We start from the raw sequence: 12,905 nt of genomic DNA, 5'->3' as shown, positions 1-12,905 counted from the left end.
ATATATAGCTTTTTTTGATAATTCTTTTCGTCTTTTTACACAAAAATCTGATATAAAACAGCAAATTTTCGACACTTTTTATATTATTACATTTTTTACATATAAAATGATATAGGATTTTTTTCCTATCTTTTTATATTCTTCACCCCATACTTTGCATTTCACTTTCTCTATCTACTGATACCACCTTACATCCTCCAGATTTTACAAGCATTAAGATTGCTTGAAATCCTCTGCTCAAAACCTCTGAAATCTCGTCATCAGAAAAACTGCAAATCTTATTTGCTTCCAGCACACAGAGTGAAAAGGTTGTCAACCATGACTGACTAAAAACTTCATACGCTTCCTTCTCTGTCAAGTCATAATCCTTCTGCACTACCTCAACACAAACTTTAACTACATCCCCCATCCTTTTAAACATTTCATCAAAACGCAAACTTTCTGCATGTTCCTGCATATAAACCACCTGGAACAATTTCGGTTCTTCCTTTGCGAAACGAATCATCTGCATTCCAAACTGTTTAAATGCGGGTGAATAGTTCAATGCATCTGCAATGTATTTGTCAAATTCCTGCATTGCAAGCTTTCTTACTTCTTCTTCCAATTCGTGCATACTCTTGAAATTAGAAAAAATGGGGGTAACTGATACCCCCAATCTTTTTCCCAGTTCTCTTGCAACCACAGATTCAATTCCGTTCTCTCTTGTCATTTCAAATGCTGTCTTTATAATATCCTCTTTTGTACATTTTGGTTTTGGTGGCATAACTCTCTCTTTTCTACTTTTTTACATAGCGTCGTTATATAACAAAGTTATATAACTTTGTTTTTATTATATGATATGCCGTTCCGCATTAAAATAGGATTTTTTTCCTATTCCTGTTTCATTTTAAACTTTTCGTGATACATCATTTTATCGGCGCGCCTTAAGGTATCACCCAAATCATAGTCCATATCTTCATCAAATTGCGCATACCCACACGCAATTTGAATCTGGAATTTTTCTTTCGTCTCGCTATTCCAGATTTCTGTTTCTTTCTGCAATTTCTTTACTAGATTTTCACATTTTTTCAAAGAAACTTCTTTTAAAAGTACACAAAATTCATCTCCACCCATTCGGTAACATTTTCCTACGCTACCGAATGCATCGTAAATAAGCTCTGCACTATTTACAATATAAGAATCCCCCATTTCATGTCCCCAGGTATCATTACAATATTTCAAATTATTTAAATCAAACATTACCAAAATACAATGCTCCGACTTAAACTCCGGACGCCCTATATAATCCGCATAAGCCGCCCTATTATAAAGTCCGGTAAGCTGGTCGTGGTACGCCATCTGCTCATACCGCTTTGCCTGCTTTCCTATAGACATCAATTTTCGCACTTCTTTTATAGATATTACTCCCAATACGATAATGTAAATCAGAAATCCCAGCATTCCCATAACTGTCATGGTAGCACCATTAGAACCATAGTAAATAGCAATGTCTCCTAACATTCCAACTAAACATGAACTCATGCATATAACCATAATCTTTAAGTGCCTGCTCCAGCCAACCATACGAAGTTCTCGAATCAGCATAAACAGTCCAACCACTATCACGGTCCCCATGACCATGTGATTCATCCACAGAGTCTGCCTGAAATCGGCTATCCCGGTAATCTGTAAAACAATGGAAATCATTATTACAAAAATACTTATAAAACACGGTACATACCAGATTCTGCTTTCTTTCGCAAATAAATTCTTCATATATAACACAAACGGAACAACTACCAACAACAATGCCAAAAATGGTATATATGCCAAAACAATAGAATTACGGAACACCATTGCCATAGCATCACTTTCCGACAACTTCCAAATTCCTATATTCAGTGCAAACATTCCCATCATCGTCAGTCCCTTATTCATCTCTACACTTCGACGTGTAAGCAGGCCAAACACAACAAGTATAATGCCCGAAACAATCGCAAGTACACTCAAAATAAGCGCCAACAAATTACGTTGCATTACTTTTGCCCAAATACCAACTCTCGCTCCAAAATAAAAATCCGGAACAATATCAATAGAACTTTCATACACCGGAATGATTACGATTCTGATTTCCTTTCCTGCATCTTTTTCATAAATCGGTATTACATTCCAGTTATTTCCCGGGGTCTTTCCAAATGGATTGTTTTCTGCCGGTCGCACACTGTATACAAGTTCTTCTCCAATATATACCTCTACATTTTGGTGTATGGTATAAAATATTAGATTTCTTCCTCCTTCCGGAATAGCCAACTGCTGTATTACATATTCATTTTTTACCCCAACAGGCGCACTCCTGTCTTCTACTTTCTCCTGCTTATATTCCGTCAAATATGCATATCCACTATCCTCACGAGTCTGAAATACTTCGTTTCGAAATTCCCCACATAAGCATAAAAAAAGCCCCACTACCATACCAACACAAACACCATACAAAACATTTAAAATTCTTTTCATAAACCTCTCCCTAAACATAAATCAGGGATTTTCCCGGTAACCTATCGGGAAAATCCCTAATCCTACAAAACCGCATCCTGATACTATATATTAGTCATCTAAAAATATCCTCTTAATGTATTCTGCTAATTCTACGGAATTTTGTACCGTAGCATAAAGTTCTTCCATTGCCGCTGACTGGTCTTCCGTAACAGAAAGCGTCTTATGCGAATTACTTATTGTTGTCTGCAACTTTTCTTCAATCCGCTGATTCAGACTTGTCACCTGCGCTGTTGTACTTGTTGTATTTTCTGAAAGATGCTGTATCTCGTTTGCTACAACAGCAAATCCTCTTCCGCTTTCTCCCAGCCTTGCTGCCTCAATAGACGCATTCAATCCAATCATCTTAATCTTGCGTGCAACCTGTGCAATGGATTCATTAATCTTAGCAATTTCATTTGTCAGATCATTTACCCCTTGAATCTCACTTTCTAATTCATGCTGACTGTCTGTAATTTCCACTGCCGAACGCGTAAGTGCCTCTACCGCTTGTGAAATCTGAATAAAGTTTTCTGCCAATGTATTAGACAAATACTCGATTTCCAACCTGTTATAGCCACTTTGTGCCATTTCATTCACTACTACATAAAGCACTTCGGCAGCAGCCTTAATATTTTGTTCCGGCACAACATCAATCTGACTTGCAGCCGCTTCAACCTCCTCCGGATCTAACCCCAACTCTAATGCCATTTTACGCATTGCATCCAAATCCGGTTGCTTATTCAGAATCTGTCCTCCAAGTACAGTTCCGATATGATAATTATCAACGGTAATCGGTGCCGCAAAATCAATCAGTCCTGCATGACAATTTCCTACATAAGGTTTGCCGATTTTTGCCGCTTCTTCCCCCATCTGATTATGACATTCCGCACAACGTTTATCCCCAAGCGAAGACATATGCACCTGTCTTTGACAAAAATCACGATAATAACTTGGTTTTGTAACCTCTTTTCCCTCTAGGTCAACTGCCACTGCTGCACAATTCATCCCCAACGCAAAGTTATCCAGAAAATCTTGAAGAATATTAATATCAATGATATCCTTTATCTCCAGTTTTTCGAGACAAACTTTTCCATCCTTGTATTCTACCATTTTCTCCGTCGCATGATTGGTTTAAAAACAGCAATCACACACTCCTTTCCTCCTTTATTGTATGTTCTGTCAAATCAAAAATCCCGCAAAAAATCTTACTCTTATTGTAAATCTTTTATACATTATTGTCAAATAATTCATGCCATTTTTGAAAATTTTATGTATTTTTATCAAAGCCATAAACAGCAGGAGATTTTTTATTCCGGCAGACTATCCTTTACACACAACACACCCCAACCCACTTCCGGATTGGGATATTCCTGTAAAATCGGCAAATGTCTTGCTCCGCGCAGTAAATACGCTTTTATTTTCTCCCCATACAGATAAGCATCATTCCCGTTTATGATTCCCCACTGCATCAAAAGTGCGCAGCTTCCTGTCACAAAAGGAGTTGCCATAGAAGTTCCGCTACGCACTGCATATCCCCCTCCTGGGGCAGCAGAAAGAATATCGACTCCCGGAGCTGCCAAATCCGGCTTCACTTCATTAGTTTGTCTGGTATACCCCCTTCCCGAAAAATCCGCCAATTGATCATTTCTGGAGTTATAAGCCGCTACGGAAATTACTTTTGCCGCTGTAGATGGAATGGTCAACGTTGTTTCCTCTACCGGATAAAGAAATCCTGTCCCGGCATTCAGCACAGATTGTCCCGGCATCCATATATCATAATTCCCCCGTACAATTCTTCTTGGCGTCAATATCAATCTCCAAACACCCGAATCTATATAGGTCTGTGCCGGAATAAAATCAATATAAATCTCCTGATAGGGACTGTAAGGACTGGGCTCTCCATAATAAATCAAAAGCTCAGTCTGCCCTAGTACAAAACGTTGAGGCCCTTGAATCTTCTGTATCGGACCTACCGTACGCCCGGAAGGACTAGCAATAGACACATCAAAATCATCTACATAGGATTTCCATACCTGCAGATTCATAACAGTTTCATAAGTGCTAATAGCAAATGAAATCTCCCTCTCTATTCCCTGCTGCAAATACCCTGATGTATGGCCTCTTGCCGCTCCTTCGTTTCCCGTTCCTATAGCGATACTTGTTTTCCAAAAATTAGCCATATCATTGATATAGCTTTCCAAAAGTGCCGTTCCGCTATGTGCACCATAATTATTTCCAAAGCTGATATTTACAGCCATAGGCATCTGCAGTTCCAGTGCCTTCTTCACCACATAATCTAAGCCCCGCATAATCTGTGTCGTTCTTGGAAAACCATTCGGTTCTGCCGTTCCAAGCTTTACCACTAAGAGTGGACTTTCATAGGCAACTCCCCGATTCACCCCATTAGATGCCCTGCCATTTCCTGCTGCAATTCCTGCCACATGGGTACCATGCCCGGAAGTATCACGGCTCGGCACTAATCGAAATCTTTCCTGTTCACTGTCTGCCATCAGTGCCTGATTTATCTCTTCTGCGGTATATTCCCGTTCTAAAGTTTCATCATAGATAGCAAGAATTCGAGTACTTCCATCTGCATTACGAAAGTCGGGGTGACTGTAATCAATCCCAGAATCCAGAATTGCAACAATCACCCCTTTTCCCGTCAACCCGAATCTTCCGGTCTGAACTGCATTGATACAGGAAACACTCTTTCCTTGACTTACAGCAAAAAACATCCGCTTGGGCTTTTCCACAAACTCTACTTCCGGTGCCGCAGCTATCAACCCCATGGCATCCTCCGGCACATTTAAGATAGCATACTCATTCATCAGTTCTGTCACTCGGATTCTGTTATCTTGTTGTTCCAGATTTTTGATTGCTCCGGAATATTTTACAATGATTTCCCATCGGTTTTCTTCCGGCTCGTAGCCTACTCCAAGCTGCACAGACTTTTCACGTTCCCGCTCCGTTGCATCTAAGGCAAGATTTAAGAGATTTTCAAATTTTGGACTATTCATTCTTTGTTCCTATGGATATTTTTCCTTAATATCATATATTCTATTTACTTTTTAATCAGAACAATCCTTTTTCCATCTCTAATCAAGACTATTTCTCATTACCATGCTATTCTCCCCCCGGGCTTTCAAATTCCTGTTTAAGCTCACCACATACTTCGCTACTGATATTCTTCATAATTGCTGCAAATTCATCGCCTCCTATGCGATAAACATTCTCATATCCAAAAACTCCTGTAAGAATCTTGGTTGCAGCCATGATAAGCTTATTTCCATAATCATGACCATAATTATCATTGATGGCTTTTAGTCCATTTACATCAACAACAAATACTGTGAAATCTCCTATCCTTTTTTGTACATCTATATTTATTAAAGAAACCTCCTGCAAATAAGCTGTATTATTCATTATACCGGTAAGTGGATCTACATAAGCAAGATTGTTTATATAATCAATTCGTATTTTCAACTGATTTGCCGTCTCCCGCAAACTTTCCGCAAGAGTTCCCACCTCATCCTTTGACTTACAGGTAGGCGAAACATCCAGATTTCCACTTGCTATTTCCTTTGCAGCAATATCCAATTCTTTTAATGGATTCACAATCGTTCTGGCAATTGCCCACGCAATACACACAAATATTATCACTGCCCAAAACTCTGTAAACACAATCTGCCCCATAATCTTTCTCTGGGTTTTATTAATTTCCGAAACAGGTGCCGTAACCGCAAGACACATACCGTTCTTCAGTGTTTGAAATGCCGCCTTCTTTTGGATTCCAGCAAATGTATAGGAATAAACCGTATCCGTATTTATAACATCCTCGTTTTTTCCTGCTTCCAGACTTTCACCGAGTTCTTTTACCAAAGTACCTTTCTCATGGTTTTTACTATGAACAATTTCAAAATTCTCGTTTGTCAGATATGCTTCTCCTGTCTCATATACCTCAATACTGTCCACCTTTTCTGTTATATAATTAAAATCGATGTCCATTCCCACTACTCCAAGAAATTCATTATCCTTGTAGACAGGAATGGCATAGGAAATCATATAAACCTCAATATTTTTGTTATAATAGGGCTGCGTCCATACGGCTTTTCCTGCCTCCATCGGAATATAATACCATCCGACATGTTCTATATCGTCTTTTTCATATTTGGACAAATCTGTAAGTTCACAATCTTCAAACCGTCCTGTTTCCATGTCTTTTACCCAGAAAAATCCAGACTTTGATGTAGTACATTCTGGACTCAGTCTGCCCCAGACCGCAACGGCACCGTCCGTCTCATTTGCTATTGTCAAGCCAAGTTCAGAAAGATTTTGTATATATTGTTCCTCATATGCTGAATCGCTTAAAAGCCTTTCTATACTCTCGAAGTTATCAGTAGCATATACAGACATAATTTCAACCGACTGCTCTATTCTCTCCAAAACATCGTTAAGCTCCAGTGTCTTTTCCCGGCACGTCAGGTTCATAATTTTAGCAGAATCTTTATTACTCGCCTGCCGAAAACTTAACCTGAATTATTCACGGATCAGTATCTGAACCAATAAATTTACCGTGAATCAAAAAATCTAATCCTTGCCGTAACAACTTCTCTCAAATCACCTGCAAAAGGGTATAAAATACCTATGGAAAATTTCAGAGCAGTTATCGAGCTGTCAAGGTTCGTTAATAGTTGCTATTCCAGCTGTATACTAAGCTTGCTGATATTTGACAGAGTTTCATAAAACTCATTCTTGTAAGGACAGCTACTACACAGCTTGAATGTTATATATCTTGCTGAATGAACTGCTTTCGCAGCAATCTTCAGCAGTTTTAAACGGACGGTATCAATGCGTTGCTTTCGCATATTTGCTGATAACGCCAATCGTCTAAACCAATTAAATATGTTATACGCAAGAGCGTGTACCTGAAGCCTGTTGGCATTTACCATTCTGGTATGACTGCTTACGGAAGCGAAATCAAAACCGGATTTGCTTTCTTTGATGAAGTTTTCCATCAGTCCTCTTTTGCAGTAAAATTTGATGAGATACTCTGGTGAGGAATCCATGTTTGTGACAATAAATGTGTACATGTAAATCATCTGGTTCTCTGGCTTTTCAACCTTGCAGACCACGCGCCTTTCATAAGGCCATGAACCTGCTTTGTACATGAATTCACCATAAACTACCGCATAATCAACTTTGTTATTCCTTGTTATCTCATCAAGTTCATCCACAAGATGGGATGCTTTTTCACGGAGAATTCCATTCTCTTTCAGCCGGATAACATAGCTTGTGCCATTTTCCTCACACTGCGTATAAAGATCAGGCGTAGCGAAACCGCTGTCACCACGAAGCAGAATACGGATTGCCGGATAATCGTTCAGGTATTCATCAAGTATCGGCTGCAGGAAGTCAACCACTCCGGTACAGGAATACTGTGTTCCATCACGAAGCTGGATTTTAATCAGATCCCCGGTCATTCCATCATAACAGACAAGCGGATGGTATCCATTACTCTGATAGTGGAAGTTAAAGGCTTTTCCTTCCTGTTTACCATATGCATCAAGAAGAGTGGAATCAAGATCCAGAATAACAGCCTGTGGCATCTGGATACTGTAGATTTTCTTTCTCAGCATTCTGCCAATAGTAAGGAACTGGTTTAAGGTATCTTCATCCGTACGGTTAAAAAATCTTGATACCGTAGGTTGTGATGCAAGGGCATCTTTTTCAAGTACAGACTTGAATACAGGATCATTTGTAAGTTCATCGGAAGCATCATCTTCGAAATAACCGGCAATGATCATATATATCATCTGGAGCAGATTTTTCTGATCCGTATGATATCTGAATAATGCAGAATCATTGGTCTTGAAAGCTTTGTCAAAAAGCTTATCAATACCAAGTTTGCTTACGAATTCTTTGATAAGAAGTAAGCCTGCATCGGAGGACAAATCACCTCCGTCAAAATTTATTTTAATTTGTCTATTGCTTTCAAGAGATAAGGTGTTTACAATACTCATAAAGGGCTCCTTTTGGGTTATGATTTAAGATTCGACACCTTAATTTTACCACATTTGGATGCTCTTTTTTTATTCACTTAATAAGTGAAAAGCAATATTCAGTTAAAATACAGTAACAATGTGGCTTTCAGCCACTTTCACGGCACAACCGTGAATAAATCAGGTTAAATATTTGTCTTGACAAACAAAAAACCAATGATAATATCTCCAACAAGCAATGGTGCTCAGGCAATGGGCACCATTTTTTTTATTTTTATCTCAAAATAATATTATAATGTTCTTGTGATATAATAAGCATATGTGAGATAATAAACAATTGAGTAATAGGAGGAAATATTATTATGACAGTAAACGAATTATTACAAGAATGCAAAGAATATGAAGCAGAACTTATTTCTAACAGACGTTATCTGCACACACACCCAGGCACAGGTTTCGATATTCAGGAAACCTTTTCCTTTGTAAAAGATAAGCTTATCGAAATGGGTTATGAACCACAAGAATGTGGCAAAGCCGGTCTGGTTGCTCTTGCCGGTGGAAAAAAGCCAGGTAAAGTTTTCATGATACGTGGAGACATGGATGCCCTTCCAATTCAAGAAGAAGCAGATGTTGATTTTCCATCTACTAATGGAAAAATGCATGCATGCGGTCATGACATGCACACAACCATGATGTTAGGAGCTGCAAAACTATTAAAAGCTCACGAAGATGAAATCAATGGAACAGTAAAACTCATGTTCCAGCCGGCAGAAGAAATCTTCGAGGGTTCCCATGACATGATTAGTAACGGCCTACTAAAAAATCCTGATGTAGATGCAGCCCTGATGATACATGTTATGGCAGGAATGCCATTTCCAACCGGAACCGCAATCGTTTCTGATGGGGGTGTAAGCGCACCTGCTGCAGACTACTTCACCATCAAAATACAAGGAAAAGGATGCCACGGCTCCATGCCAAATAATGGTGTTGATCCAATTACCGTTGCTGCACATATCATCACCGCTCTTCAGGAAATCAACGCAAGAGAACTTGCACTTTCTGATGAGGCAGTCCTCACCATTGGTTCTATTCATGGCGGAAAAGCTTCTAATGCAATTCCAGATACAGTAGAACTGGGCGGTACTATCCGTACCTATGATGAGGATGTGAGAGAGTTTTTAAAAACCAGAATGGTGGAAATTTCACAAGGTACCGCAGCAACCTTCCGCGCTTCTGCAGAAGTTACATTTGGAAGTGGATGTCCTACTCTTGTAAATGATGACGATTTATCCAAATGTACGGTCAAATATCTTCAGGAATTATTCGGTCCATCCAAGGTATTTACTGCCGGACAGTTAAATGCCATGTCTGGAGCGAAAAAAGCACCTAAGACAGCCGGTTCCGAAGACTTTGCCTATGTAAGTCAAGAGGTTCCTTCCATTATGCTTGCTTTTGCTGCCGGTCATCCTGAAGAAGGTTACTGTTATCCACAACATCATCCAAAGGCAAAATTCGACGAAGCGGCCTTGACAAGCGGTAGCGCTGTCTATGCATATACAGCAATGCGTTGGCTGGAAGAGCACAACTAGCGCATTCTTTTAAATATATTTAATTAACATTTAATTAAATCGCGAGTTGATTTACGAAAGAGAGGTTTATTTATGAAAGAGATTATTTCAAGTCCCCTGTTGCTTATTTTAGTTGCGATTGGCCTGCTTTATATCGTTGGCTTTTCACTGGCTTATCTAAAAAAAGCATACACACGTTGCCTGGAAATGGGCATTAGTAAAAAAGATTTAGGAAAAGTCATCAAGTCTAGTCTTGTCTTTTCCATCGTTCCGAGTTTATCCATTGTAGTTGGATTATTTGCACTGATTTCTGTACTTGGTACCGTATGGTCCTGGTGGAGACTTTCCGTCATCGGTTCTCTCTCCTATGAATCCCTGATTGCCAGCAGTGTATCCTCTGCCATTGGATTTTCCAGCAGTGCAGAAATGCTTGGTGGCGCAACCGGAAGCCAGTTTGGTGTTGTTATGATTCTTATGAGTATCGGTATGTTAAGCGGTTTTTTTGTATTACTTCCTTTTGGAAAGAAACTTTCCATGAGTGTAAATAAAACAAAAAACTCAAGTACCTGGAAATATGTATTAAGTGGAACTTTCATGCTCTGCCTGTTTGCAGTTTATGTTCCTGTGTTATTATTTGGCGATTCTGTTCAGGCTGCCGTTATGTTGACCGGATTAGTAATTGCTATCCTTCTTGGTGTTCTGGCCTCCAAGAGTCCAAAACTTCGCTGGCTGAGTGAATTTATCATGGCCTTCTCCATGATTGGTGGTATGATTTCTTCCATCTTCTGGGCTGGTCTGTTTCTGTAAATAACATGTGATTAGGAGGAACTTATTATGAAAAAAGAAAATACAAATGCACAAACTATGGATTCATTTCAAACATGGTCGCATAAATGGGGACGTATCGGTACCTTAATCGCTCTCATCTATATGGTTGCTGTTCCCTTTATTGTACTTGGCTATTACGGATGTATTCCTTCCTTAGGCGAAGTATTCAACCTGTCAACTATTAGTATTTTAATGATTTATATCCCGGTAGGAATTTCTGAGGCTCTCAGTTACACACCAATCCTTGGCTCTTCCAGTTATCTTACTTTTATCACCGGTAATATTATGAACTTAAAGCTTCCGGTTGCAGTAAATGCAATGAAGATTGCAAAAAAAGAAGCAAATACGCCAGAAGGTGAAGCCGTTGCTTCTGTTGGAGTAGCCGTTTCTTCTATTATGACTATTGTTATTTTAGCATTGGCAGCACTTCTCAGCACATGGATTAGTCCAATCTTTGAATTGCCTGCTGTAAAAACAGCATCTAACTATATTATCCCTGCACTGTTCGGTTCCCTTGCATTGGGACTTTTCTCCAACACCAGTTCCGGAAGCAAGGTAGTAAAAAATGGTGTAATGGGTGTACTCCCTGTACTTGTTATTGTATCTGTTTTAGCACTTGTAGTACGTTTTACCAGCGGCAGTTCTTTATTCGGCATGGTAGGATTCTTAATCCTCTTTATGCTTCCTATTGCTATAATTTCTTCCCGCATCATGTGGAAAAAAGGAATTATCAAAGTCGTAGATAAAGACGCTCCTAAGAAAGAAAAGTAATACATACTCTCATCATGTAATATATGAACAGGAGGACCCTTATGCAATATCTGGAAATGAATCAAAATGACGTTTTTTGGAATCTTGCTACAGAAGAATATGTCTTAAACAATCTCACAGATGACTCTTATTTTCTACTTTATCAAAATGACGATTCTCTTGTAGTTGGAAAATATCAAAATGTCTATCAAGAAATTAATATTCCCGCAGTAGAAACTGCCGGAATCAAAGTTGCAAGACGTATCAGTGGTGGTGGTACTGTTTTTCATGACAAAGGAAATTTGAATTACGCCTTCATTACTTCCACTGCAACGTCCGGTCCTCCTTGTTATGATGACTTTTTAACTCCCGTCATCGGTGCCTTACAAAGTCTTGGCATCGATGCCAGAAAACGAAATGTATGCGATATTACCATTGGTGATAAAAAAATATCAGGTAGTGCCCAGACAATCCACGGAAACCGTGTTCTCCATCACGGCACATTACTTTTTCACGCAGATATGGAAAAATTGCATCGCTTTTTAAAAGTCACAGACGCCACCATTGAATCAAAAGCAGTAACATCTGTTTCTTCTCAAGTGACTAATATTTCCCAGCATTTACAAGAAATCCATATGAACATGGATGAGTTTAAGTCCGCTTTACATGATCAATTTTTTCAACAGAATGACACCCCATATATATTGTCTGACGCAGACTATCAGGCAATTAAACATCTACGAGATGAAAAATATAATACCTGGGAATGGAATTGGGGAAAATCTCCTAAATTTACGCTACGCCGTGATAACGTTACTCTCTCTGTAAATCACGGTATTATCACAGAGTGTACTGCTCCTTTTCTACCAAAGGAAGCAATTACTGCTCTCATCGGACAACGTTATGGATACCAAAATCTATGTCAACTTCTATCTCCTTATCTGGGAGATGCTACAGAACATTGGATACCATATTTATTTTAAGGATAGAAAGGAGTTTCATTATGGAACAAATTATTAAGATGCCAAAACTTTCTTCCGACATGGAAAAAGGTGTTTTGGCTGCTTGGTTAAAACAAAAAGGAGATAACATCGAAAAAAACGATATTCTTTTTGAGGTTGAAACTGCAAAAGTAGTCAGCGAAGTAGAAGCAACTGCTTCCGGAGTTCTGACCGAAGTATATTATGAAGAAGGCGATGAAGTTGCTGTTAATGAGCCTGTCGCTGTCATAAGTTGGAATGACTAA

11 protein-coding genes are annotated in these 12,905 nt (G+C 39.1%); 5 read left to right on the top strand and 6 right to left on the bottom strand.

The window, feature by feature from the left end; all coding sequences use genetic code 11:
• Positions 1-142: 142 nt before the first annotated feature.
• The 6 genes from BIV20_RS03695 to BIV20_RS03670 all read right to left on the bottom strand — a co-directional run bounded on the left by BIV20_RS03695 (position 143) and on the right by BIV20_RS03670 (position 8,534).
• Positions 143-763, bottom strand: a complete 621-nt coding sequence (locus tag BIV20_RS03695) for a TetR/AcrR family transcriptional regulator (protein WP_075718180.1) — start codon at positions 761-763, stop codon at positions 143-145.
• A gap of 107 nt (positions 764-870) precedes the next feature.
• On the bottom strand, positions 871-2,493 hold the full coding sequence (locus BIV20_RS03690) for a GGDEF domain-containing protein (protein WP_075718178.1): 1,623 nt from the start codon (positions 2,491-2,493) through the stop codon (positions 871-873).
• Positions 2,494-2,583: 90 nt separating this feature from the next.
• The gene (locus tag BIV20_RS03685) at positions 2,584-3,624 is read right to left on the bottom strand and encodes a PocR ligand-binding domain-containing protein (protein WP_075718176.1); all 1,041 of its coding nucleotides are present in this window, start codon (positions 3,622-3,624) and stop codon (positions 2,584-2,586) included.
• Positions 3,625-3,821: 197 nt separating this feature from the next.
• Complete coding sequence (locus BIV20_RS03680; protein WP_075718174.1) at positions 3,822-5,531, bottom strand: S8 family peptidase; 1,710 nt, start codon at positions 5,529-5,531, stop codon at positions 3,822-3,824.
• A gap of 106 nt (positions 5,532-5,637) precedes the next feature.
• Complete coding sequence (locus BIV20_RS03675) at positions 5,638-7,002, bottom strand: sensor domain-containing diguanylate cyclase (RefSeq protein WP_075718172.1); 1,365 nt, start codon at positions 7,000-7,002, stop codon at positions 5,638-5,640.
• Between the two features lie 206 nt (positions 7,003-7,208).
• Positions 7,209-8,534 (bottom strand): IS1380 family transposase, encoded by a 1,326-nt coding sequence (locus tag BIV20_RS03670; protein ID WP_075717874.1) that lies wholly within the window; start codon positions 8,532-8,534, stop codon positions 7,209-7,211.
• Positions 8,535-8,875: 341 nt separating this feature from the next.
• On the opposite strand from BIV20_RS03670, the gene BIV20_RS03665 reads away from it, so the two are divergent.
• From BIV20_RS03665 to BIV20_RS03645, 5 genes are all read left to right on the top strand, one after another.
• A complete protein-coding gene (locus BIV20_RS03665; RefSeq protein WP_075718168.1) occupies positions 8,876-10,102 on the top strand; it encodes a M20 metallopeptidase family protein in 1,227 nt (408 codons plus the stop codon).
• 72 nt (positions 10,103-10,174) lie between these two features.
• Entirely contained in the window at positions 10,175-10,888 is a 714-nt protein-coding gene (locus tag BIV20_RS03660; RefSeq protein ID WP_075718166.1) for a DUF5058 family protein, read from the top strand.
• A gap of 27 nt (positions 10,889-10,915) precedes the next feature.
• A complete protein-coding gene (locus tag BIV20_RS03655; protein ID WP_075718164.1) occupies positions 10,916-11,680 on the top strand; it encodes a hypothetical protein in 765 nt (254 codons plus the stop codon).
• A gap of 41 nt (positions 11,681-11,721) precedes the next feature.
• Entirely contained in the window at positions 11,722-12,642 is a 921-nt protein-coding gene (locus BIV20_RS03650) for a lipoate--protein ligase (protein ID WP_075718162.1), read from the top strand.
• Positions 12,643-12,662: 20 nt separating this feature from the next.
• Positions 12,663-12,905 carry a biotin/lipoyl-containing protein gene (locus BIV20_RS03645; RefSeq protein WP_075718160.1) on the top strand — a complete coding sequence of 81 codons (243 nt, stop codon included), beginning with the start codon at positions 12,663-12,665 and terminating at the stop codon, positions 12,903-12,905.

This window comes from Roseburia sp. 499 (genome assembly GCF_001940225.2).
Taxonomy (GTDB): Bacteria; Bacillota; Clostridia; order Lachnospirales; family Lachnospiraceae; genus Petralouisia.
This window is presented reverse-complemented; position numbering and strand designations above follow the sequence as displayed.